Here is a 23,127-nt window from a genome sequence, read left to right on the forward strand (position 1 = left end):
TGGCTAGCGTGTCTCTTCTGTCGGAGCTGCTTTGCGGGTTGATCCCCGCTGAACGAGGGCGCCGTCGAGGACAACGCGACGAGCGGCCCCCTCGCCTTGCCTGATACTGTGCATGAGCGTGGCCACCGTCTCGGCAACCATGTCGTCGACGTTCTGGCGGATCGTCGTCAGATTGTAGGAAGGCCAGCGCGCAGGCGGTACATCATCGAAACCGACGACCGAGACGTCGTCTGGGATGCGCAGGTTGAGTTCGAAGCGCAGCACGTCCATGACCGCAAAAGCCATGTGGTCGTTGCAAACGAAGACAGCGTCGGGGCGATCCGGCCCGCCGAACATCCGCCTTCCGGCGTCCTGCGCCTCGTCATATCGGAAGTTGCCGACCTCGCGGGCAAACAGCGTCAGGCCTGCGGCCTCCAGCCCATCGCGAAACCCCTGCTCGCGGTCGCGCTGAGTGGAAGCACCTTCGAACCCGGCGATGTAACCGCATCGCCTGTGGCCGAGCGACACGAGCAGCTCAGCAAGCTGGCGTCCCCCGGCGCGGTTGTCGGAGGTAACCGCAGATAGCCGCACGTCGTCCTGGAGACGGTTGAAGAGAACGATCGGTACGCCCGATGCATGGCAGCGTGCAGCAAGTTCCGACGACATGTTTGCCGAAGCAAGCACGATGCCGTCCACCTGATAGTCGAGGATCTCTTGCGTGATCTGGTCGACATTCTCCGACGCGATCGACGATATGAAGACCAGCACATGATAGCCCTGGTCCTGCAACGCCTTTGACAGGCGCTCGACCACTTCCGGATAGAAGTAGTTTTCGAGATAGGCGACGACGAGCCCGATGATGCGACTACGCCCGGTGATCAGCGAGCGGGCAAGCACGTTCGGCCGGTAGCCGAGCTGTTCGGCAGCTTCACGGATCTTCTCCGCCGTCTTCTTGGAGACCGACGTTCCCGGCGTAAAGTAGCGCGAGACCGCCGATTGGCTCACGCCCGCGAGGCGCGCAACATCGTTCGAAGTGATCTTCTCGTTTGCCATCAGTCCGCCGTCCAACCCCCGTCAACCATCAGCGCGGTTCCCGTCACCATCGCCGAGGCATCGCCGGCAAGATAGGTGACAGCGGCCATAATGTCTTCCACGCGACCGATACGACCAAGCTTGATTTTATCCGTTATCCACTGGACCCGCTCTGGTTGCGAGAACGTCTGCTCGGTCAGCGGCGTGCGGATGAAGGTCGGGCAGATCGTATTGACACGGATGCCTTTCGCCCCCCATTCGATCGCCATCGACTTGGTAAACCCTTCGACCGCATGTTTTGTGGCGCTGTAGACGGCACGGTCGACGCCACCCACATGGGCCATCTGGGACGAAACGTTGATGAGCGAGCCGGGTTGCCCTGACTTGATCAGGCCAGCGGCAACCGCGCGGGTCAGGAAATAAGCACCACGCACGTTGAGGGCGAAGACAGCGTCGAAATCCTCAAGGGTCGTGTCGAGGGCGGGTGCGTGCCGGGCGAGGCCGGCGCTGTTGACCAGGATCTGGAATGGCTCCCGGCAAGACAACGCAGCCTCTGTCGCAGTAACATCGGCGACATCGAGGACCATCGCCTCGGCAGACAAACCCTCGGCGCGGATCGCGTCGACCGCGTCTGCAAGCTTGTCTGCGGAGCGCGCCGAAAGCACCACATGCGCGCCCGCTTCCGCCAAGGCGACGGCGCAGCCAAAACCAATGCCCGAGGAGGCGCCGGCAACCAGTGCGCGTTTGCCATCAAGGCGGAAGGAGGGCGTGCGCGGGAGGGTCATCACTCGGCCGCCTCACCGTAAGGGACGTTCAAGCCACCGTAGCGCCGCACCCTGACATTGGCCTGTTCGGCATGGCCGACGAAACCTTCCAAAAGGCACAGACGCGAGCAATAGGCGCCGATCTCGGCCGCCGCCTTGTCGGTCAGCACCTTTTGATAGGAATGGGTCTTCAGGAATTTGCCCACCCAGAGCCCTCCCGTGTAGCGGCCTGCCTTCTTCGTCGGGAGCGTATGGTTCGTGCCGATCACCTTGTCACCATTGGCGACATTGGTGCGCGGACCGAGGAACAAGGCGCCGTAGGAGCGCATGTTCTCCAGGAACCAGTCGTCGCGGTCGGTCATGACCTGGACATGCTCGGACGCGATGTCGTTGGCCACATCCAGCATTTCGTCATAGGTGTCGCAGACGATGACCTCGCCGTAGTCGCGCCAGGAGGCTGTGGCGGTTTCGGTGGTCGGGATGATCGCCAGCAGACGGTCAATCTGCGCAAGCGTTTGCTGAGCGAGCCTGTGTGAGTTGGTGACCAGAACGGCCGGCGAATTATAGCCGTGCTCGGCCTGGCCGATCAGGTCTGTCGCGCACATTTCAGCGTCTACCGTCTCGTCGGCGATCACCATCGTTTCGGTGGGACCGGCGAAGAGGTCGATGCCGACACGACCGTAGAGCTGGCGCTTGGCTTCTGCGACGAAGGCGTTACCGGGCCCGACCAGCATATCGACCGGCTTGATCGTTTCGGTGCCGAGCGCCATCGCGCCGACGGCTTGCATCCCGCCGAGCACATAGATCTCATGGGCACCCGCCTTGTGCATCGCGGCGACGATCGCCGGATGCGGTTCACCCTTTTGCGGTGGCGCCGAGGCGACGATGCGCGGCACACCGGCGACAGACGCCGTCAACACCGACATGTGAGCGGAGGCGACCATCGGAAACTTGCCGCCTGGCACATAGCAGCCGACGGATTGGACGGGGATATTCTTGTGCCCGAGAACGACGCCGGGAATCGTCTCGATTTCTATATCGGTCATCGAGGCGCGCTGGGCTTCGGCAAAACGGCGGATCTGCGTCTGGGCAAAATCGATGTCTGCCATATCGCGCGCCGAGACCTTGGAAATCGCCGCATCGATCTCGGACTGGCTGAGCCTGAAGGACGGTGGCGAAAACTTGTCGAACTTTTGCGAAAGCTCGCGCACTGCCGCATCGCCGCGCGCCTCGATATCCTTCAGCGTGGTTTCGACGATCGCCCGAACCTTCGCATCGTCTTCGGATCGCGCCGCCTCGGGTTTGCCGCGCTTGAGATAGGTGACGGTCATGATGTTCCTTCCCTTAAAGCCTATTGGCAGGCAAAGTCGCCGCCGATCATGCGTTTTCAGTTGCCGGGTGTCCGGGCGATCCGGCCACCAGTCCTGGCATCGAACAGATGACAGATCGAAGCCGGGATCGATGCGTGGACGACGTTGCCGATTTCGGCACGGTACTCCTTGCCGGATTTGATGGAGACGAGCTGATCGCCAATCTTGAAGCTCGCCATGGTCGCTTCGCCGAGGAGTTCCATCGAATAGATTTCCGCGCCGAGTTCACCGCCTTCGGAAACAAGCGTGGCGTCTTCGGCCCGAAACCCAAGCGTTACCGGCCCCCTCACATTGGATTGCAGGCCACCGATCGTCATGCCCGGGCCGCTGAAGACACCATTTTCGATGTCGCCGGAAACAAGGTTCATGGCGGGTGAACCGATGAAGGAGGCAACGAAAGTGTTGGCTGGATTGTCGTAGATTTCGGTTGGCGTTCCGACCTGCTGAATGATGCCCTTATTCATCACCACGACGCGATCGGCGAGCGTCATCGCCTCGATCTGATCGTGGGTCACATAGATCGTCGTGACCTTGAGCGTGTGCTGCAGGTTCTTGATCTGGGCGCGGGTCGACACGCGAAGCTTCGCATCGAGGTTGGACAGCGGCTCGTCCATCAGGAAGACGGAGGGCTGACGCACGATCGCACGGCCGAGCGCGACGCGCTGGCGCTGGCCGCCCGACAGGGCCGCGGGACGGCGATCGAGAAAATCGACGAGCTCCACCATGCGTGCCGCCTGCATGACCTTGTCGTGATGCAGCTCCTTCGGGACTTTCCGCACGCGAAGCGGAAAACGGATGTTTTCGTAGACCGTCATGTTGGGATAAAGGCCGTAGCTCTGGAACACCATCGAGATGTCGCGGTCCTTTGGCTCCAGCCTGTTGACCATGCGGTCGCCAAGCCAGATCTCGCCTTCGCTGATGTCCTCGAGACCGGCAATCATGCGCATGGTCGTCGTCTTGCCGCAGCCCGACGGCCCGAGCAGGACGAGAAACTCCTGGTCTGCGATGTCGAGGTTGAAGTTGTCTACCCCGATGAAATTGTGCCAACGCTTCGACACGTTCTTCAGACGGATTTCAGCCATTACGATTATCCCTTGACTGCGCCGGCGGTAAGCCCGCTGACGATCTGGCGTTGGAAGAACATGACCAGCACGAAAAGCGGTGCGGTCGCTGAGACGACGGCGGCGACGGCAAACATGACGTTGCCCTCCTGCTGGATGGTGCCGAGGAAGCTCGCGATCTTCGGCACCATGGTCTGGTTCTCTTGAGTTAGCAGCATCGCGGTTACAGCAAAGTCGTTGTAGGCGAGCAGGAACGAAAACAGGCCGGTAGTGATGACGCCCGGCCACATCACCGGTATCACCACCATGCGGAAAGCCTGGAACCGCGAGCAGCCGTCGACCATCGCGCTTTCGTCCAGATCCTTCGGGATCGACAGGAAGAACGAATGGAGCATCCACAAGGTGAACGGCTGATTGATCGCGACCAGAACGATGATCGCGGTCGGCATGTAGCCCCAGATGTTCAACTGGAAGAACGGCAGCAGATAGCCCGAAACCAGGGTGATGTGCGGCATGGCACGGAACACCAGCGCAAGCATGAGCAGCCAGAAGGTGTAGCGGTGACCGGAGCGCGCCAGCGCGTAACCACCGAGCGTGCCGAAGGTCAGCGAGACGACGACTACCGAAACCGTGACGATCATCGTGTTGGCGACAGAGGAGAAGAAGTCGCGCAGGACCCAGGCGCCGTAATAGCCGTCACCGGTGAAGGCCGACCCGGTCTGCGCGATAGTGCGCGTTCCCTCGATGGCAAACCACCAGCTTTCCCGCGAGAAGAAGTCCTGCTCGACCTTGAACGACCCCCAGACAGTCCAGATGAACGGGAAGGCGGCCATGAAGACCCACAACAGGACAAAGCCGGTCGACAGGAGCGTGAGCGCGAGCGGAAGTCTGCGTTTTGTCTCAATCATCGTGGACGCCCCTCATCGACGGTTGAATTCGCGCCAGGTGCGAACCAGCACCGGCGACAGCAGGATGACGACGCCGGCAATGGTCAGCATCGAGGTGGCGGCCGCGGAGCCGAAGAGCTGATCGACCTGGCCGCGCAGGTCATTGAAGATCGACCAGGAGAGCGAGGTCGCGTTGGCCTCGGCGCTGAACCCGACGATGGGCTCGAAGACGCGGAAATTGTCCATGAGCTGCACCAGCCCGACGAAGGTGGCGAGCGGCATCAGATGCGGGATGACGACGAAACGGATCCTCTCCCAGCGGTTGGCGCCGTCGATCATGGCGGACTCGATGGTGTCATGCGGCACCGTCTGAAGTCCCGCATAAAAGACGACGAACGAAAACGGCGCATTGTGCCAGATGCCGTAGACCAGAAGCGTGATCCAGGTGAGCACGGCCGATGATTTCAGCGACAGGGTTGGATCGTTGAAGATCGACTGAAGCGTCGCCCCGAGGATCCCTTGCGAAGACGCCATCCAGTAGACGATGAGCGCCCCGACGAGGGGTGTTACGATCATGGGCAGCAGCGAGAAGAAGATGACCGGCCCCTTGTAGAACGGGGGGATGGCGTTCACACCGAGCGCAATGCAGAACCCGAGTACCATCGCGAGCGGAGTGACCACGAAGGTGTAGGTCAGCGTGAAGGCCAGCGCTCTATAGAATGGCAGGTTGTAGATGCGCGAGACGGCGTCGGTAAAACCTGCATTTTCGGACAGGATCGCACCGACTTCGCTGATGGCCAGATGATTGCGATCGAGATAGGTCCCGAAGCCGTTGAAACGGCCGAGCGGCTCATCATGGCGCAGCTTGGTCGTCGCCTCCGCATCGACCCGCATTTCCTTGGTGCAACCACCAAAGGGCACGCAGGTCTCGACCTCCGTCACGACCCGTTCATGCTGGACGTAGAGCGACTGCACCGCGACCGAAATGATCGGCAAGGCGATGAAGAGCAGCATCGCCAACAGCGACGGCATGATGAAGGCAAAGAAAGCCCTGTGGGGCATGCCCCCTCCTCCTTGCTTGAGATTGGATGTTCCGTTCGCCTCGCCAGAGGCAGAGACATTGAATATCGATCGATGAGAGCGCCGGACCACCGGCGCTCTCATTGTGCTCAGTTCAGGAAGCCGCCCTCTTTGGCAGCCGCGACGTAAGATGCCTCGACATCCTTCAGCGCCTCCTCGGCGCTTTCCCGTCCCTGCATGAATTCCGCCAGCTCCGAACCGAGAGCAGAATGCAACAGACCCATGTAAGGCAGCATCGGATAGGGCTTTGCACCTCCATTGGCCGTATCGAGCACACCGACGGCAACCGGGCCGGGCTGATAGCCCTTGGTCAGCCAGGTCGCGAGATCCGGGTTCTCCTGGCCGACCTGCGGGCGGATGCCGTAGACCATGGCCCGGAAGGACGCCTCGGCGTCCTCGTCGGAAATGTTCTTGGCGATGGTAAAGCCGTCCCACCACAACGCAGCTGCAGGTGTCGTGCCGCCGCCAACGGCGGGTGCAGCGGCAAGAACCGTGTTGCCAGCAACCTCTGCAGGCGCCTTTTTCGGGTCGATCGCACTGGCAGCAAGCGAACCCCAGCCGTTGACGATGGCAGCCTTGCCGGCGACGTAGACCTTGATGACCTCGTCGGCATTGTAGGTCATGTAGTCAGGGTTCATATATTCGGTCATCGCCTTCATCGTCTTGAGGGTGGCGAGACCCTTTTCGTTGTTAATGGCCGGCTCGGCCGTACCGGCGGCAAAGAGTTCGCCGCCATAACCCAGATACATGTTGACGAACTCGGCGGCGAGATCCCAGCCGGCCTTGTCGGCGGCGGCCAGCGGATAGGCCATGAGCCCCTTCTCCTTGATGGCCTTGGCCGCGGCCAGAACATCCTCATAGGTCTTCGGCTGGGTGACCCCCGCCTTCTCCAGAATATCCTTGCGGAAGAAGAGATGCTGCGAATTGCCCATGAAGGCGATCGCCATGATCTTTCCGTCGAGCTTGATGAGCTGGGTCGGCTGGAGATCCTGCCCGTATTTGGCGACGAGATCATCCAGCGGCCGCACCAGGCCCTCGTTCAGCAACGGAACGATCGAATTGTTGGCGATAACGGCGACCGTATATTGCGCCGGATTGACCTTGAGTGCCGGTACCTGGAGGTTTTTGTGCTCGGTCGTCTGGTTCTTCGTGACCTTCACTGTCGGCGATGCGCATTTGTCCACTTCGGCGCCGACCACACGCAAGGCTTCGAAGTCGTTGGACAGAAGGCGCACGGAGCCCTTTTCAATGCCGCATTCGGCCAGGGCGGGCGCCGCGACGAAGCTCGCCAGCACGAGCGCAGCGGTGGATGCGTAGAGTGTCGATTTTCTCATGTTCCCACTTTCTTCGTTGGCGGGCCCCGCAAGACAGGGCGCCGCATTTGCTCCCGCGCCGCTTGACGGCGGCGTCATTTTGCAGACAGCATAGGCATTTTGCATACGTATGCAAGTAGCTTTCGCAAACGTATGCAAATTTCTGGAAATAGCCCCTTATCTCAGGACCTGAATGAGGACGCCGAATTCGTTGAACGTCGTCCATTCCTTGGTCACGCGATTGCCCTCGATCAGCCAGTGGGTGATGCCCCAGATGTTGACCTCGCGGCCCGTGGGTTCACCGTAACGACCAAGGCCGCGATGCGTACCGGTCATCGACCAGCGGAAGGCTGCGACAAAGCCCTCCTGGGCGTTGCCCATCCAATAGAGATCATCGACCGAGTAAAGGACATCGGGGAACATCGCGAGCTGCGACAGCATGAAGGAGCGCAACTGCCCGGTTCCCCGGAAAATGCGGCTGCCGGTCTGCTGCGAGACGATGCCGGGATGATAGACCTGATCGAGCGCACCGAGGTTTCGCCGGTTCCACATAGTCTGGAGTGCAGCGCGGACGAATTCCTCCGGATTGTCGCGAATTTCCGTCGGGATCGCCACCTTCTCCGGCTTGCCCTGACCAACGGTGCGCTTCGGCTCGCCGCCGAGGAAATCGCGCGGAAGGCCGGCACTCACGCCGGCCGAGACAGCACGCCTGGCGGTCTCGACCACATCGAAGCCGAGCTGCTTGACGACTTCGGCAGTGTCATAGACGACATGCTCGTAGAAGATCTCGTTATCGCGAGCGACGCAATTGGCCATGCAGAGAAACTGCACCCGGCGCCCGGTCGGCGCTCCGTAGCGGCTGAAACCGGTATTGGTGCCGATGATCTGCGAACGATGCGACGTGTGAAAGCCGATCGCGTCGTCCCCCGCCCAGACCACGTCCTCAGCGACGATGCGGATGTCAGGAAAGGCATTGTTCAGCGAGGTGGTGTCAGCGACGATCTTGTCGCGACCGACCTGGAGCGCCAGGTCATCCCAAACCAGGCAGTCATGGCTATAGGTGTCGTAGATATAGCCGATGTCCTTCTCTTCCCAGATCTGATGCGTAATGCGGATGATGTAGTCGATGATGTTGGCATATTGCGGCTCGAAGCCCGTCAACCGCTGCTTCACCAAGTGATCGGGCGAACGGCCGATGAAAGCATCCGTCCCGCCGCGACGATAGGCGTCGAGCGAGATCGAATAGTCTCGCGGCATATGCTCGGCCGAAAGCGGACGGAAGCGCGACCGGCCTTGCTTTGTCTCCGCTTTCCCCTTGGCCGCCGGCGCCTCCTCGTTGGCAGCAACCTGTTTTCCGACAACCTTTGCGGATTGCTCGTTCATTGCCTTCTCCTCATTTTGCATTCGTATGCACAAATAAGCATGAGATGAGCGATCGGTCAACACGAAATGACTGTTCGGTCAAATTTCTCCTGCTTCCACATTCACCATGAAAACCAACACCGGTAGCAAAGACCAGCTCAAGCTTTCGCATACACCAAGTACGCGCGAAGGGGGCAAGTGGCCTTACGCCAGCCAGGAAAACCGCCTTCATCTGCCCCAAAGAGCCCTTTGATGCACAGAGTCAAACCTACCACAGCAGGGTGCGGAAGCCGCATACTGTCACGAAGCCATAGCTATGCATTGGATTGTGGCGGCGAAGACGGTCGGCCGCCAGGATAGGGGCGCTGTGCCCCACGCGGACGGCGCGCCTAGGCGATGACGATTTCGGTACCGGCCGCTTTCAGCGCCTCTTCGATGGCCGCCGGCGGGACCGCATCCGTGACGAGCCTGTCGATCTTGCCCAACGTCGCCACCTCGAAAATCCCGCGCTTGTCGAACTTCGAAGAGTCCGCCAAAACCGTGACGGACTCGACCCGCTCGATCATCGCCTGCGCCACCTCGGTTACCTGCGCGTCGAAATCCATGACCGCATTCGCGTCAATCGCACCGACGGTGAGAAAGGCATGGCGGGCACGAAACTTGCGGATCTGCTCGACCGCAAACTGGCCAAGGGATTCGCCGGCATCGGCGCCGTAGGAGCCTCCGATCAGGAAGATCTTGTGATCGGGGTTCGCCGACAGCGTGGCAGCGATACGCCAGGAGTTGGTCACGACGACGAGGGCCGGAAGATCTACCAGAGCCTCGGCAAGGATCAGGGTCGTCGTTCCAGTGTCGATGAAGACCGCATCGCCCGGCGCAAGCAGGCTCGCCGCTGCATGGGCGATCTTGCGCTTCACCGGCAGATTTTCCGCCATACGCAACGCAAACGGCCCCTCCACCGCCGGCTCGACGGAGGTGTTGGAGCGCACCCTCGCCCCGCCATGAAACTTCTTCAGCCGCCCCATCGCATCGAGGTTTGCAAGGTCGCGCCGGATCGTTTCGCGAGAGGCCCCAAGCGTCTGTGCAAGGTCGTCGACGCTGACCTCGCCCGCCTTATGGACGAGTTTCACAATTGTTTCGTGGCGATCCGCGGGCCTCACGACGCCTCCTTACACTGACGATTTCGCGCAGAAATCCAGTCGATTTCCAGATATTCTTCCGTTGTAACGCGACATTCGGTCAAGTCAATGACTGATATTTGCCCGTTCAGTCATATTGGCGCACGCCTTGATCGACGGGCGACGCCGAAACGATGGCTGTATAATCCAGTTGCCTGCTGACCTGCCGAGCCGAAACGCTTTACATTCGGGCATTTACTTTATACCGTTCAGTCAATTATTGACCGAACGGGAGAATACATCTTGCCCACCCAGCCGCCGAACGATCGCGCTTTCGACGTCGCCGTCATCGGGGCAGGCGTCGTCGGCTGCGCAGTTGCCCGTCGGTTTGCGCTTGCAGGGGCAAGGGTCGTGCTAATGGAAAAGGGTCACGACATCCTGTCGGGAGCGTCTAAGGCCAACAGCGCCATTCTGCACACCGGCTTCGACGCACCTCCCGGCAGCCTGGAGTTGGAACTGGTTCGCGCCGGCCGGCAGGAGTATCTCGAAATCAAGGACAGCCTGAACCTGCCGCTGGTGACGACGGGCGCCTTTGTCTGCGCCTGGAACACGCTCGAGGCTGACAAGCTGGAGGCAATCGCCAGACAGGCACGCGACAACGGCACGACCGATATCAAGCTGATGACCGGAGTGAAGGCGCGCAGCACGATGCCGTCGCTGTCGGAAAGCCTCGCAGCCGCGCTGGAGGTTCCTGGCGAACATGTCATTGATCCGTGGTCGGCCCCGCTTGCCTATCTTACCCAGGCAGTCGCGCTCGGAGCGATCTTCCTGCGCGGTTGCGAACTGATGGCGGGCAGCTTCGATGGCACCTGGCGACTGGAGACATCTGCGGGCCCAATCATTGCCGACACGGTGATAAACACGGCCGGACTTTATGGTGATGTCGTCGACGACCGTCTCGGACTCGGCTCCGAATTTCGCATCAAGCCGCGCAAGGGGCAGTTCGTCGTCCTCGACAAGGCGGCCTACCGTCATGTTCCCCGCATCATCCTGCCCGTGCCGACGGAGATCACCAAGGGCATCGTCGTCTGCCCGACGGCGTTCGGCAATGTGCTGGTCGGCCCGACGGCGGAAGAACAGGAAGACAGGGTGCGTGCCACTGTCGAGACCGAGACGCTCGAAGCTCTCGTCAATCGGGCAGCGGAGATCGTTCCCGCCCTTGCCGGCATTCCGGTTACCGCTGTCTATGCGGGGCTTCGTCCTGCAAGCGAAGAAAAGGCCTACCGCGTTTTCGTTCGACCCGACCGACGCGCGATCACGCTTGGCGGCATCCGCTCCACCGGCCTGAGCTCGGCACTTGGCCTTGCACGGCACGCATTGAAGCTTCACGCCGACTTTGCCACGGGTTACCCGCCACCGGAAACTGTACCGACGATCGCGATGCCAAATCTCGCCGAATGCCGCGAACGCGACTGGCAACGCGCCGATCACGGCGAAATCGTCTGTCACTGCGAACTCGTCACGCGCCGCGAAGTCGAGGCAACGTTCGAAAGCGCCGTACCGCCCGGCGATTTTGGCGGCCTTCGTCGGCGCACGCGCGCCGGTATGGGCCGCTGCCAGGGATTTTACTGCAATGCGCGTCTGGCCGAGATGACGAAAGGCCGGCTTGCCACGCCGTTGGCGGTCGACCCGGAGACTGAACGATGAGCGCTTTCGATACAGATGTTCTCGTCATTGGCGGCGGGCCATCCGGCGTGGCGGCAGCCATCGAGCTGCGCAGACAGGGTGCAAAGCGCGTCGTGCTGCTCGACCGCGAGCCGGCTCTCGGCGGCGCCACTCGCCACTGCAGCCATTCCCCCTTCGGGATGCTGGAATTCGGAAGGGTTTATTTCGGCGCCGCGTACGGGCGCAAACTCACGCTGGAGGCCGAAAAGGCTGGTATCGACATCCGGATCGGTCACTCGGTGGTGGAGCTGGCAGATAACGGCTCCGTCCTTGTCGCATCCGCCCATGGTGCTGAACGTATTGCTGCCCAGCGCGTGATCGTCACCACCGGCGCGCGAGAAAAACCACGTTCAGCCCGGCTGATCTCGGGTGACCGCCCGCTCGGCGTCGTCACCACGGGCACGCTCCAATCCTATCTCGCCTTTCATGGTCTGCTGCCGTTCCGGCGACCGTTGATCGTCGGTTCCGAACTTGTCTCTCTCTCCGCAGTGCTGACCTGCCTGACCCATGGCGCAAGGCCGGTTGCGATGATCGAGCCTCGTACCCATGCGCTCGCCCGTGCGCCACTTACCTGGTTCCCGACGATGATGGGCATCCCCTTTCATCGCGGCACCGACCTCGTCGAAATCGTCGGGCGTGACCGCGTCGAGGCCGTGAAGATCCGCCGCGGCGGAGCGGTCGAGACGATTGCTTGTGACGGCGTGCTCCTCACCGGCCAGTTCACACCAGAGTCGGCCCTCTTCCTGCAATCGCCGATAGGTGTCGACCGGGCCAGCGCCGGTCCGGCCGTGGATCAGCATGGACGCTCTCACAATCCACTCTACTTCGCCGCCGGCAACGTGTTGCGCGCGGTCGAAACCGGCGGCTGGGCCTATCGCGAGGGTCGCTCCATCGGCAGGGCCGTCGCGGACGATCTGCAACGCGAGCCCGACGCCGGCGCGCCGGTTCCCGTCAGCTTCGATGCGCCGATCAAACTTGTCGTACCGAACATTCTGCGCCGGACGTCGAGCATTTCGACGGCCTTTCGAGAATTTCAGTTGCGCGTCTTGAGGCGCGTTCGCGGCCGGCTCTCTCTGGAGATCGATGGCCAGCAAATCTGGCAGGCGAGCGGAACCTGGTCGCCCGAACGACGGATACTCGTGCCTATTCCGCCGAAGGCGCCCGATGCCCGGCAAGTTCATTTTCGTTTCAGGGAGGAAGAATAGATGCGGGTCGCCGCCATAGATCAGGGAACGACGTCCACCCGTTGTCTCGTCATCGAGGACGGAGGCGGATGGGAGGTGGCCGGGACCCGCCGCCACGCACAGCATCATCCCGCCCCCGGCTGGGTCGAGCACGATCCCGAAGAGTTGCTGCGCAACATCCAGTCCGTGCTGGCGAGCGCGGGCGCCGTTGATGCCATCGGGATTTCGAACCAGGGCGAAAGCTGCCTGGCCTGGGATGGCGAGACCGGCAAGCCACTTTCGCCTGTCATCGTTTGGCAGGATGCGCGCACGGCCACCGACCTTTCCGCATTGCCGCCTGCAGCCGAGGCCCGATCAAAGGCGGTCTGCGGCTTGCCGCTCGATCCCTATTTTTCCGCAAGCAAGCTCGCCTGGCTCGTCAAGCACGTTCCGGCCGTCAACGCTGCACTTGAAGCCGGCCGCCTGCGGCTTGGCACGACGGATGCCTTCTTCCTCGATCGTCTGTGCGGCACCTTCCGCACCGACCTTGCGACCGCTTCGCGCACCGGCTTGCTCGATCTTTCAACGGGTACTTGGAGCGAGGAGATGTGTTCGTTGCACGGTGTCCCGCGCCAGTGCTTGCCGGAGATCGAGCCCGTCGATGCCGGCTTCGGGACGATCGACGGTACGCCCGTCAAGGTGTCGATCGTCGACCAGCAAGCGGCCCTATTCGGCCACAACTGCCGCGAGCCCGGCGACTGCAAAATCACCTTCGGAACCGGAGCCTTCCTGCTGGCGATTGCCGGCACCGGGCGGCCACCAGAATCCGATCTGCTGCCGACCATCGCCTGGCAGCGCCAGGGCGAAACGCCGACATTCGCGCTCGAAGGCGGCGTCTATGACGCCGGTTCGGCGCTCGAATGGGCACGAAACATCGGCCTGTTCTCGGCCATGGAGGAGCTCGGCAGTTTCGAAGGACCTTCGGCGCTTGCGCGCGGGATCGTCTTCGTGCCCGCGCTTTCCGGCCTTGCAGCGCCCTACTGGGACAGACAAGCCGCACCGCTAGTCATCGGCATGGATCATGCCACCGATCGGCGCGATCTCGTGCGTGCGGTGCTGGAAGGCATCGCCATGCTGACGGTCGGACTCATCGAGGCGGCGGCAATAGTAGGCGAGCTCGGATCAAGCATCTCGATCGACGGCGGCCTTTCCCAAAGTGCCTACTTCGCGCAGTTTCTTGCCTCGGCTAGCAAGCGTTCAATCACTGTCGCCCCCATGCACGAACTGACGGCGCTCGGGCTTGCGGAGCTTTGCGGGGTCGATGTCAACGGCGCACGCAGTCGGGCGATCACCTTCCATCCGGATGATACGGTCAACGCCGATGATCATCTGCGCTTTGCCCGAGCAATCGAACGGGCCCGGGCCTGGCGGCAGTAAACGCGGCCGCCCCACCACACAACACACGGAGTTTTACATGCGAAAGATCTTTCTCGCGTGCCCCTACGGGCATGCGGACAAAGCAGTCGTGGAACAACGCTTCGACATCTCGAACGAGGTGGCCGCTCGCATCGTTCGTAACGGCGCCGTCGTCTTCAGCCAGGTGTCGATGTCCCATCCGATCAACGGACATCTTGCCCATCTCGACAAGGCCGCGATTGGCACGCTCTGGGCGCCCGTCGACGCCGTGTTCATGGACGCGATGGAGGAATTGATCGTCATCGACGAGCCCGGCTGGAAGGAAAGCGCCGGTGTCGCGCGCGAGATCGAATTCTTCCGGCAGCGAGATCGCCGCGTCAGCCTCTGGAGCGACGCGAAGGGCGAATTTCCGGCGTGACCTGAAATCTAAATTCGAAACAGGAGGGGAATCATGAGCAGCAATACCCAGGCGCGGCCCGCATCAGGGCCATCGTCCAATCATCAGAGCCAGCACGACCGGTTGAAGCGCGACGTCACGGCCTTCCAGTCCTTTGCCGTCGCATTCGGTTTCGTGTCGATCGCGACCGGCATCTTCACCGCCTATGGCGCGATGCTGTCCACATCCGGGCCGATGGGCATCTGGACCTGGCCCGTCGTCGTCGTCGGCCAGTTGATGGTCGCCTTCATTCTCGGTTCGCTCGCAGCCCGCATTCCCGTGACTGGCTACGTCTACCAATGGGCTTCGCGTATCACCAACCCGGTGTTCGGCTGGATCATGGGCTGGATCAGCTTCACCTTCCTCGCCGTCGTCCTTTGCGCGGTGGATTACACCATTGCCTCGACCGTGCTGCCGGTGCTGTTCGGGTATGAGGGTACGCCCACCAATGCCTGGTGGATTACCAGCCTCGTCATCATCGCCCAGGCCGTCATGATTGCGTTTTCGACCAAGTTCACCCAGCGCTTCAATGCGATCGCGGTCACCATCCAGCTCGTCGGCATGATCGGGCTCGTCGTTCTACTATTCACTGTCGGCTACATCAACAACGCACTCGATTTCGCCAATCTCTTCAGTACGGGCAGCGTCGCCGGCGACGACTACTATGCCTTCGGCGAACTGACAAAGGCAGGTCCCTGGATCATGGGCACGCTCCTCGGCGCATTCACGATCGTCGGCTTCGAGTCCGCCGCCAACCTCGCCGAGGAAACGCACGATCCGGCGCGGGTCGTGCCGCGGGCCATGTGGCAAGCGGTCCTGAGCCTTGGTGTCATCGGCATGCTGTTCCTGATCGCAGTCACCGCTCTGCTTGGCGATCCCGCCGCTGTCGCCGCCTCCGCAACGCCCATCGCCGACGTAATCTCGCGTGTACTTGGACCAATCGTCGGCAACTTCCTGCTTGTGCTGGTGGTGATATCGATCTTCTCGTGTGGCCTCGTTATCCTGTTGAGCGGTACCCGGCTTGTCTGGGCCATGTCGCGAGACGAGCGTTTCCCCGGATGGCAACTGTGGCACAAGATCAGCCCGACACTCCACACGCCGGTCAATGCGACCATCTTCGTCGCCGCGATCGGCCAGATCATCCTTGCCCTGTTTTCACAGCAGACGGATGCGCTGTTCTCCCTGTTCTCGGCCGCCACATTGCTTCCGGCAATCATCTACGCGGTGACGGTGCTGATGTACGCGACCAAGCGTCATCGACTGCCGCCGAGCCAGGGCTTCTCTTTGGGCGTTTGGGAAGTGCCGGTGCTCGTACTGGCGATCGCATGGCTTGCCTTTGAACTCGCGATCTTCCGCGATGCGTCCTTCTCAAAGCCCTGGTCTTATGTCGCCATCATGTTCGCAATTGGTGCGGTGTATCTCGCGTATCTCCTAGTCTCCCGCGGAGGCGCGAGAGGTTTGAAAATGCCTGAACTGATTGCCATCGACGCTATCCTAGATGCAGACCGCGGCGCAGAACTCGCACCCACGCCCGCCGAATAGGCCAAATGGCGTTGGTGATGATGCACCGGTGCCCCGATGCCAAGGGTACACGCGAAACGGCAGGATCCGCTTGATTTCCAGGATCATCGTGCCCGGAGCCTCGTTATGCACGCACCACATCGACGCCTGCGGAGGCCGCTACAAGTTACTGGCAGAAATTTGTAGCGGCGCATTCGCTGGTCACTTTTCTCGGACATAAGTCACTTCGTGGACGACCTCACGCCCGTCGAATGGGCTTGGGGCTGGGGCCGAGGTGTAAGTCAGAGATCGCGGCTAAGCGGCCCACCTTGCGTATTTTCCATTGCCTATCCTCCCTTTCTCGAGCGAGCATTTGGACGGCCCATATGGCCCCGGCTTCGGCGGAACCTCGCCATGATCCCGCGCAGTCGATCGTTGACCCGCGTCCTGGCCACCACGTCTTCTTTCGCTCTGCAGCAGCGTGCCCGCAGGGGCTCCATGGCACACCCCTGCCATGTGCGGAGCTTTATGCTGGAGCAGAATGTAGCCCTTACTAACCCTGCACAATCGACTGAGCCGCGTGTTTTACCGGCGTGGCGCAACGATCGTTGCTGCAAGCGCCAGTCGATCCAAGCTGGCGCCCACGCGTCGCCTGTTCAGTCGTCAATACGAAACCCGACCTTCATGACCACCTGGTAGTGCGCGACTTCGCCATCCTTGATGTGTCCCCTGATCTTGGTCGACCTCGAACCATTCCAGGTTTCTCATGGTCTGCACGCGCGATCGCGGTTTCGATAGCGTCGGTAACAGACGACTTCGAACTGCCGACCAGCTCTACCTTCTTATAGACGTGATCACTCATAACAACCTCCCGTTTGCTTTGAGAAAGGACATCCTACAGGCAAGCTGCAATCCTTGCGCTAACAATCAGCGCAAGGAAGTGTCTGGCTCTATTGTCGCATCAATCTTTTAGCGACCTGTAATTTTTAAATGCCAAATGCATAAATCAAAACTATTGCTTAACACTGGTATGTACCAATTCTGATACGCGCACTTCGGACATTCTTCCTGGCGTGCGGTCTAGAGCTTCTTGTCTGTCGTTGGTTTTCGCAAAGAGAGAGGTTTGCAAGCACATGAACGACTGGAGTACGGACGGGCGTGGCAATGTCAGGTCCTCGACCATCGTCGGCTGGAAAGCCGAGCCGGCAAAAGGCGATGAAACGGGCGACGTTTTCTTGAGGATCGAATTCAGCGTCGACCCTAATCTCACGGATGTGTCGGCGCTGCAGTTCAGATTAACCAGACAACAGGCCGATCACATCAGTGGGACGTTGGGAGGCCTTGCGGATCGGTCTTCATCGCTGCGGGGTGTCTGCCGGGAGGCCGGCGCGCTCGCCCTGCAACGAAAATGACCCAAAGCAAAGGGACGTTCGTGACCACGCGGAAGGAAATCGCCGATCGCGTCGTTGCGAAATGGGCAGAGCGCGGCATGGCGATCGAGCGTGATGCCGAGGTCGAGGTCCTGCTCAAGCTGCGGTTCACCGGCGATGTACCCATCGATTGCATCCGGCGCAGATACCTCAAGTTACTTCAAGAACGCCGGCCAGGGCGCAAGGTCGATTGAAAGCCCTTGGCGGACCAAACCAAATGCGGAACGGGAGGCGACGCTGATGGGATATGACTGGAACGGCCGTCGCGAACGCCGTATGAAGATCGCGAGGTTTGGAACAGCCGTTGCTTTGGCAGCGCTCCTGGTATCGATGGCGGCCAAAGTCGCGAGCGAGGCCCTCTAGGCCACGGTGCTCGCTACGGCTCGTCGGGCGTCGCTTTAAACATCGCATGGAACACGCCTCTGCATCCAGCCTCAATTAAGCATTGTTTGCTCGGAGAGGAGACAGTTCATGCCCTACAATTGGCAAGTCGCCCGCCGGCCTCCGCACACGCATGCTGGCTTTGACCTTCGCCCTCACTGGTAGCGTGGGTACACGTGCTGGCCCTGGCGGCCTGATTTCAAGACCTCGGAAAATCTGAACTGGTTCGATGAAAACCCGGACTGAAATTACGACGGATCTTCGACAACTGGGCGTTCGAACGGGCGATCTTCTGATGGTGCACGCCTCCTTGAAAGCCGTTGGTGCTGTCAAAGGCGGGCCGACGGCCATTGTCGGCGCACTTCTCGATGCGATTGGGTCATCGGGCACCCTCATGGGCTATGCCTCATGGGACCGCTCACCCTACGAGGAAACTTTGAATGGCGTCCGGATGGCTGATGAAGCGCGTCGTACTTGGCCGCCGTTCGATCCCGCAACCGCTCGCACCTATCCGGGTTTCGGCCTGCTCAACCAGTTTCTTGTTGAAGCGCCCGGCGCACGCCGTAGCGCTCATCCCGACGCATCCATGGTTGCGGTTGGGCCACTTTCCCAGACGTTGATCGAGCCTCATCGGCTTGGCCAGGCTTTGGGAAATGGCTCGCCAATCCAACGATTTGTCGAACTTAGGGGAAAAGTACTCTTGCTGGGCGCGCCTTTGAACTCCGTTACCGCTCTCCACTATGCGGAAGCCATCGCCGACATCCCCGGCAAGCGGCGCGTGACTTACGAGATGCCGCTTCTTGGTCCGAATGGTGAAACGGTATGGGAGACCGCCGAAGACTTTGACACCAACGGCATCCTTGATCGTTTTGCGGTCGCGGGCCAGGCCGACGCGGTCGAAACGATTGCGAATGCCTACGTTGCCACTAGCCGGCACCGGAGCGGGACGGTCGGAGATGCGTTCTGCCACCTCTTCGACGCGCGGGACATCGTGTCGTTTGGTGTGACATATCTCGAAAGCCGATTTGGCAAGGGTGCGTAGGCACCAGTCCATAGCGATGCGGGCCGCCCTTTTCGGACGGAAGACTGGACCTTATCCGGTTGGCGCCAATCTCGTGCGCCGCTTTGGCCTCAGGGTCGCTGCCAGCAACCGCGCACACCGATGGGGATGTCGGCGACGCCGTAAGCGCTGCCTGTCGTCCCAGAAGGGCATGGCATCGGCCTGGAGAGCCGCTGAGATACTTCGCGGCCGCACGCCGCAGCGCCCAAGAGCCATCCATCCGGCTTTGAGCCGGCGCGTTGCCTGGAGATGTGGAGATTGGTGACCGCGCTGGCGACGGCGCAAGACACACAGAGAGCAATACAAATTACACCGGCCCAAGGACTTCAGGTGTTACGAACGTAACATCCACGTCGCGACGCGCTTGGTATCATACAATCGGGAAAGTGGTTTCGTGAGCATTCGGTTGTCTTGCAACTTATGCCTTTCGACAACGCGACTTGTTGGCTGATCGCTTCCAGTATCAAAAAGCAAAATCGCAAGGGAGGATGCCATGATGAAGCTATTGCTCGTGCTCATTGCGCTGACGTCATTCGTGCCTGCGACGGCAGCTGCACAATGCAACCCGGCGGTACAGCAGTGCCGTTAAGGCACTGCTCCAAACTGTGATTTACCACCATGCCGAACCTTGTCGCGCTGCTCTTCGGAGCGGCGATAGTCCTGTTTTATTCTTACGGGCGCTTCAACCGTGTCACCTACGAGGGCGGGCGGCAGATGGAGCGGCTTGTCAACCTGTTGTCGCCCGACAAGCTTCGGGCGCGGCGCATCGTCATGCATGCCTACGCATGCTACGCCCTAATCCTTTTGCTCATTTACTTCTTCCTTTGTGCGTATGCCGAACTGCTACCCATGCTCGGCGGACCTGACCTAGCAATCGGAGCAAGCAAGCTTCCCATCCCTGCGAACGATGCCCCGACTGCCGTCATCGCTGGCTTCGCTCCGAGCAATGACGCCGCAGCGATCCCATGGACGCTATCGAGCGCTGTGGATCCAGCGGCGGTGCGCGACTTCGATATCGGGATCAGTGCATCAGTGTCGCTTGCCATAGCACTTATCATGGTTGGCCTGGCCCCCACCTTCCCGCTCCTGGGTAACTTCGAAGACTGGATGCGGGGGGCGGCACATCGGCTGGCGGGAATACCCACGCACGTCATCGGCGCCAGCGAGGACTTGCGCCGTAGGGACCTGGGGTTCTCGGCTGCGGCGGAGGCCGACGCTGCACCCACTGACAAAAACCGCTTTCTCATTCCGCGCAGTAGTTGGGACCGCATGGCTCACTATCAAGCGGCCGCCAAGGACCAGGTTAGCGAACCCGAGGACTTCCGCCTCGATCTGGAATTGATCTTCGCGATTTCAGCCTGGATTTTCGACCGCAAGCTCAAGCTCGCCAATGCCTCTGCGCGCGAACGCTTCCAGCAGCTCGAGGAAGCATTGCACAAGCGCCTGGATCAGTTGATCGTAGAACTGGACGACAGATCGGAATACGGGTCCGGTGGCACGAAAGATGCTGCTGTCGTCGGCACCGGCGACGCAAGCCTCGGCGAGCGTAAGCGCGCCACGTGGGAGCGACTTGCCTCGGATGCTGACGACCTAGCCGACGACCTTTGCATTTTGCTCGCGCTCTACGTCGAGCACGAGATCATTATCGCCTCTTCGACAACCTCCGACGAAGACAACGCACACCAGCAGTTCGTTGCGAAGAAAAAGCTGGATGCTTTCCTCGGCGGATTGCTGCACCCCCATACGGCCGCGGGTTATCGTCGATCGTACGCGACGACCACCGCGCTCTGGGCTCTTGGCGTGGTGCTGTTCGTCAGCCTGTTCTGGAGCCTGTTGCCCGGGCGATATGAAAACGAACTCGTATGGGGCGAGCCGGTCGATGCCTACTCTCGAATGCTGAGTTGCATCTTCTATGCATTCAACAACTATTGCATCCCGATGATCGTGACCCTCGCACTTCGTGACGCAGGCCTGCAATCGCGTCGCTGGCGCAACATGCGGCTGGCGCACTGGACCTTGTGGTTGCCGCAGACCGTGCTTGTCGCTTTCGCTTCCTGGGCCGTCGCCGCGACATTCGTCATGGGGCTGCAGCTGTGGAAGACCGGCTTCGACACCGGCTGGGCTGCCGACAGCCAAAGCATCTGGGTCATTCTGCGGTCTTCGTTTGAATACAATGCCCCCACAGCCGCTCGCGGCGTCGTTCTTTCGCTCGTTGTGGCGTTCCTCCTCGACGCGTGGTCGGCACGGGCACTATCACTAGCCCTGCGACCGACCTATTTCTCAAGTCTAGTCTGGGCGCTGGGCTCCGCCATCATCATGGCGTTCTGCGGCGGACTAACTCGGTATTTCACCGCATGGTCTGCGAAATCCGCAGCGACGCAGAGCCTCGACGCGATCGACCGAGGCCTGATCGTCTACTCGGCGCTCTTTTCGGCGCTCATAGGGTTTTTCGTCGTGTTTTGCGTAACCGCAGTCCTTCTCAACCAGCGCAGTAGCAGTGAGCGTCTCCGTACGGCACAGGTGCCTGGCCGGGCAGCGCCAAAGCCAGCGCCCGCGGAGTAGCCAATGCGCCCGCTATTCAAAAAACTCGTCCTTGCCGTACTCGTCCCCGCCCACGCACTGACCTATGCGGCACGCGCCGATGCCAGCGACACTGAAGAGATCATCGTAGGTGTTCGCAGCGATGCACGGCCCTTCATCTGGCAGGATCCAAACACCAATGGGTACAACGGCCTCTTCTGGGATATCTGCACGGAGGTAGTCCAACGCGCCGGCTATCGCTTCAAGACGGTGAACGTCGATACAAAAAAGCGGGCCGAGTTCCTAAGCACGGGTGCTGGGGACTTCGACCTTCTTTGCGATCCGACGACGATCAACCTCCAGCGGATGCATAACTTCGCTTACGACGGTACCGTTTCCCACCTCGAATTCTCGCCAATCATCTTCGTCGCAAACGGTTCCTACATTCAGCAGCAGCGCCGCTCGATTGCACCAAAGGCAGCGGGCAACCTTCCCGAAGATGCGCCCGCTAAACCCACCTGCACCCAAGTGGCTACATGGGTGGCCAAGGTTCAAGGCGGGAAACCAGACGAGTGGAAATGGTGGCCGGCGCCAAGCCCTCAAACGACCGACGTCAAGAACACACCGCCCGCCGCACAGGGCTTGTGGGATTGGCTTAGCAGCACTTTCGATATCACGCTCCGCCATGTGCCCCAGGGTGGCGACGAAAAGATGAAGACCTTCGAGATCTGGGGATATGTCGAAGGGTCGACTTCCCAGGAGGCGGCCGAGCAGCAGGCCCTGGCCCGGTCAAAGGACGGCCTGATGGTCTGCACGCGGGCGATGCCCTCGCACGAAGATGCCGCCAGAGAATTTTGCGCTGGAAACCTGAGTCGCTACTACGGGGACATCGATATGATCAGGGCTGCGCTTGCCGGCTTCAACGAAGAGGCGGGTACACGTTGTGCCGCCGACTTTACCCCCGCCGCGGCGGGAAGCTATGAGCCTTACGCCTTCGTGGTTTCGACGCTACATTTCCCAGATTTTCCCGAACGCCTGACTCTCGCGCTTTACGGCATGTTCGAAGACGGTACCGTCGAAAGATTGTTCACCGGCCATTTCCCCGAAACGCAGAAGTCACCGTTTCTTGGCACACTGTTCCGAATCAACAGAATTCCTACCGGAAGCGACGCCTCCAAGACGAAAGACAAACCGGATGCGACGTTGGTGCGCGTTGGGGCCGCGTACAACCCCCTTTGAGATTCTGCCAAGCGATGTGACGCTATATTGAGGCGTCCACATTGGTGAGGGGCAAGCGAGCATAAAATCTGAACACGTCCGACGCCGGCCTTCCCTTGAGCCGAGTTCGATAATTTTGCTTTGGACTGAAGGATCGTTCGACAGTCGCCGCGAATTCGACCGGCGCAAAGTCACCCTCATTCGAGCCCACTTGACGCGCGACCATCACCAGCAGTGAGGGCGCCGGCCGTTCAAGCGTGCACAACAGCGGCATGCAGAAGACCAACGTATCAAGCCACGGCAACGGTTCGC

19 protein-coding genes and 1 pseudogene are annotated in these 23,127 nt (G+C 60.8%); 10 read left to right on the forward strand and 10 right to left on the reverse strand.

The genetic code is table 11. The annotated features are described in order from the left end of the window. Positions 1-3 precede the first annotated feature (3 nt). From ASE71_RS04070 to ASE71_RS04110, 9 genes are all read right to left on the reverse strand, one after another. The gene (locus tag ASE71_RS04070) at positions 4-1,032 is read right to left on the reverse strand and encodes a LacI family DNA-binding transcriptional regulator (protein WP_060519142.1); all 1,029 of its coding nucleotides are present in this window, start codon (positions 1,030-1,032) and stop codon (positions 4-6) included. After that, a complete protein-coding gene (locus ASE71_RS04075) occupies positions 1,032-1,796 on the reverse strand; it encodes an SDR family NAD(P)-dependent oxidoreductase (RefSeq protein WP_060519138.1) in 765 nt (254 codons plus the stop codon). The genes ASE71_RS04070 and ASE71_RS04075 overlap by 1 nt, the downstream gene beginning before the upstream one ends. Further along, a complete protein-coding gene (gene hisD / locus ASE71_RS04080) occupies positions 1,796-3,106 on the reverse strand; it encodes a histidinol dehydrogenase (RefSeq protein WP_060519136.1) in 1,311 nt (436 codons plus the stop codon). The genes ASE71_RS04075 and hisD overlap by 1 nt, the downstream gene beginning before the upstream one ends. Before the next feature lie 56 nt (positions 3,107-3,162). Continuing rightward, positions 3,163-4,227 (reverse strand): ABC transporter ATP-binding protein, encoded by a 1,065-nt coding sequence (locus tag ASE71_RS04085; protein WP_060519133.1) that lies wholly within the window; start codon positions 4,225-4,227, stop codon positions 3,163-3,165. 5 nt (positions 4,228-4,232) lie between these two features. Beyond that, entirely contained in the window at positions 4,233-5,114 is an 882-nt protein-coding gene (locus ASE71_RS04090; RefSeq protein WP_060519131.1) for a carbohydrate ABC transporter permease, read from the reverse strand. Positions 5,115-5,126: 12 nt separating this feature from the next. After that, positions 5,127-6,155, reverse strand: coding sequence for a carbohydrate ABC transporter permease (locus tag ASE71_RS04095; protein ID WP_060519128.1), 1,029 nt, complete (start codon positions 6,153-6,155; stop codon positions 5,127-5,129). Positions 6,156-6,262: 107 nt separating this feature from the next. Then, positions 6,263-7,507 carry an ABC transporter substrate-binding protein gene (locus ASE71_RS04100; protein ID WP_060519126.1) on the reverse strand — a complete coding sequence of 415 codons (1,245 nt, stop codon included), beginning with the start codon at positions 7,505-7,507 and terminating at the stop codon, positions 6,263-6,265. Positions 7,508-7,663: 156 nt separating this feature from the next. After that, positions 7,664-8,869 carry an ester cyclase gene (locus tag ASE71_RS04105; protein WP_159416191.1) on the reverse strand — a complete coding sequence of 402 codons (1,206 nt, stop codon included), beginning with the start codon at positions 8,867-8,869 and terminating at the stop codon, positions 7,664-7,666. 368 nt (positions 8,870-9,237) lie between these two features. After that, positions 9,238-10,008 carry a DeoR/GlpR family DNA-binding transcription regulator gene (locus tag ASE71_RS04110; RefSeq protein ID WP_060519125.1) on the reverse strand — a complete coding sequence of 257 codons (771 nt, stop codon included), beginning with the start codon at positions 10,006-10,008 and terminating at the stop codon, positions 9,238-9,240. A gap of 261 nt (positions 10,009-10,269) precedes the next feature. Here ASE71_RS04110 and ASE71_RS04115 point away from each other — a divergent pair, with 261 nt between their 5' ends. Genes ASE71_RS04115 through ASE71_RS04135 form a run of 5 tightly spaced genes read left to right on the forward strand, consistent with a single transcriptional unit; the run spans position 10,270 to position 16,248 of the window. Further along, positions 10,270-11,673: an NAD(P)/FAD-dependent oxidoreductase gene (locus ASE71_RS04115; RefSeq protein WP_234852820.1), complete on the forward strand. Its 1,404-nt coding sequence runs from the start codon at positions 10,270-10,272 to the stop codon at positions 11,671-11,673. Next, positions 11,670-12,896, forward strand: coding sequence for an NAD(P)/FAD-dependent oxidoreductase (locus ASE71_RS04120; RefSeq protein ID WP_060519121.1), 1,227 nt, complete (start codon positions 11,670-11,672; stop codon positions 12,894-12,896). Before ASE71_RS04115 ends, ASE71_RS04120 begins: the two co-directional genes overlap by 4 nt. Then, on the forward strand, positions 12,897-14,291 hold the full coding sequence (locus tag ASE71_RS04125) for an FGGY family carbohydrate kinase (RefSeq protein ID WP_060519119.1): 1,395 nt from the start codon (positions 12,897-12,899) through the stop codon (positions 14,289-14,291). It abuts the gene before it with no gap. 37 nt (positions 14,292-14,328) lie between these two features. Beyond that, positions 14,329-14,688 (forward strand): DUF1937 family protein, encoded by a 360-nt coding sequence (locus ASE71_RS04130; RefSeq protein WP_060519117.1) that lies wholly within the window; start codon positions 14,329-14,331, stop codon positions 14,686-14,688. 33 nt (positions 14,689-14,721) lie between these two features. After that, complete coding sequence (locus tag ASE71_RS04135) at positions 14,722-16,248, forward strand: amino acid permease (RefSeq protein WP_060519115.1); 1,527 nt, start codon at positions 14,722-14,724, stop codon at positions 16,246-16,248. 614 nt (positions 16,249-16,862) lie between these two features. On the opposite strand, the pseudogene ASE71_RS34775 reads toward ASE71_RS04135, so the two are convergent. Beyond that, a pseudogene (locus ASE71_RS34775) lies at positions 16,863-17,068 on the reverse strand (dodecin). A 271-nt stretch (positions 17,069-17,339) separates the two neighbouring features. On the opposite strand from ASE71_RS34775, the gene ASE71_RS04140 reads away from it, so the two are divergent. From ASE71_RS04140 to ASE71_RS04160, 5 genes are all read left to right on the forward strand, one after another. Continuing rightward, on the forward strand, positions 17,340-17,618 hold the full coding sequence (locus ASE71_RS04140; RefSeq protein WP_034799974.1) for a hypothetical protein: 279 nt from the start codon (positions 17,340-17,342) through the stop codon (positions 17,616-17,618). Positions 17,619-17,638: 20 nt separating this feature from the next. Beyond that, positions 17,639-17,830, forward strand: coding sequence for a hypothetical protein (locus ASE71_RS04145; protein WP_127890351.1), 192 nt, complete (start codon positions 17,639-17,641; stop codon positions 17,828-17,830). Between the two features lie 416 nt (positions 17,831-18,246). Then, entirely contained in the window at positions 18,247-19,059 is an 813-nt protein-coding gene (aac(3), locus tag ASE71_RS04150) for an aminoglycoside 3-N-acetyltransferase (protein WP_060519111.1), read from the forward strand. A 636-nt stretch (positions 19,060-19,695) separates the two neighbouring features. Further along, on the forward strand, positions 19,696-21,639 hold the full coding sequence (locus ASE71_RS04155) for a hypothetical protein (protein ID WP_060519110.1): 1,944 nt from the start codon (positions 19,696-19,698) through the stop codon (positions 21,637-21,639). A 3-nt stretch (positions 21,640-21,642) separates the two neighbouring features. Beyond that, entirely contained in the window at positions 21,643-22,836 is a 1,194-nt protein-coding gene (locus ASE71_RS04160; protein WP_060519109.1) for a transporter substrate-binding domain-containing protein, read from the forward strand. Positions 22,837-23,127 lie beyond the last annotated feature (291 nt).

The organism is Ensifer sp. Root954 (assembly GCF_001429005.1).
Classification (GTDB): Bacteria; Pseudomonadota; Alphaproteobacteria; order Rhizobiales; family Rhizobiaceae; genus Ensifer; species Ensifer adhaerens.

What these genes read in the sequence shown, in the direction of transcription:
- ASE71_RS04160 (WP_060519109.1), top strand. Translation starts at nt 21,643, where the DNA reads ATGCGCCCGCTATTCAAAAAACTCGTCCTTGCCGTACTCGTCCCCGCC.
- ASE71_RS04135 (WP_060519115.1), top strand. Translation starts at nt 14,722, where the DNA reads ATGAGCAGCAATACCCAGGCGCGGCCCGCATCAGGGCCATCGTCCAAT.
- ASE71_RS04085 (WP_060519133.1), bottom strand. Translation starts at nt 4,227, where the DNA reads ATGGCTGAAATCCGTCTGAAGAACGTGTCGAAGCGTTGGCACAATTTC.
- ASE71_RS04120 (WP_060519121.1), top strand. Translation starts at nt 11,670, where the DNA reads ATGAGCGCTTTCGATACAGATGTTCTCGTCATTGGCGGCGGGCCATCC.
- ASE71_RS04140 (WP_034799974.1), top strand. Translation starts at nt 17,340, where the DNA reads ATGAACGACTGGAGTACGGACGGGCGTGGCAATGTCAGGTCCTCGACC.
- ASE71_RS04105 (WP_159416191.1), bottom strand. Translation starts at nt 8,869, where the DNA reads ATGAACGAGCAATCCGCAAAGGTTGTCGGAAAACAGGTTGCTGCCAAC.
- ASE71_RS04090 (WP_060519131.1), bottom strand. Translation starts at nt 5,114, where the DNA reads ATGATTGAGACAAAACGCAGACTTCCGCTCGCGCTCACGCTCCTGTCG.
- ASE71_RS04075 (WP_060519138.1), bottom strand. Translation starts at nt 1,796, where the DNA reads ATGACCCTCCCGCGCACGCCCTCCTTCCGCCTTGATGGCAAACGCGCA.
- ASE71_RS04070 (WP_060519142.1), bottom strand. Translation starts at nt 1,032, where the DNA reads ATGGCAAACGAGAAGATCACTTCGAACGATGTTGCGCGCCTCGCGGGC.
- hisD (WP_060519136.1), bottom strand. Translation starts at nt 3,106, where the DNA reads ATGACCGTCACCTATCTCAAGCGCGGCAAACCCGAGGCGGCGCGATCC.
- ASE71_RS04130 (WP_060519117.1), top strand. Translation starts at nt 14,329, where the DNA reads ATGCGAAAGATCTTTCTCGCGTGCCCCTACGGGCATGCGGACAAAGCA.
- ASE71_RS04100 (WP_060519126.1), bottom strand. Translation starts at nt 7,507, where the DNA reads ATGAGAAAATCGACACTCTACGCATCCACCGCTGCGCTCGTGCTGGCG.
- ASE71_RS04155 (WP_060519110.1), top strand. Translation starts at nt 19,696, where the DNA reads ATGCCGAACCTTGTCGCGCTGCTCTTCGGAGCGGCGATAGTCCTGTTT.
- ASE71_RS04125 (WP_060519119.1), top strand. Translation starts at nt 12,897, where the DNA reads ATGCGGGTCGCCGCCATAGATCAGGGAACGACGTCCACCCGTTGTCTC.
- ASE71_RS04095 (WP_060519128.1), bottom strand. Translation starts at nt 6,155, where the DNA reads ATGCCCCACAGGGCTTTCTTTGCCTTCATCATGCCGTCGCTGTTGGCG.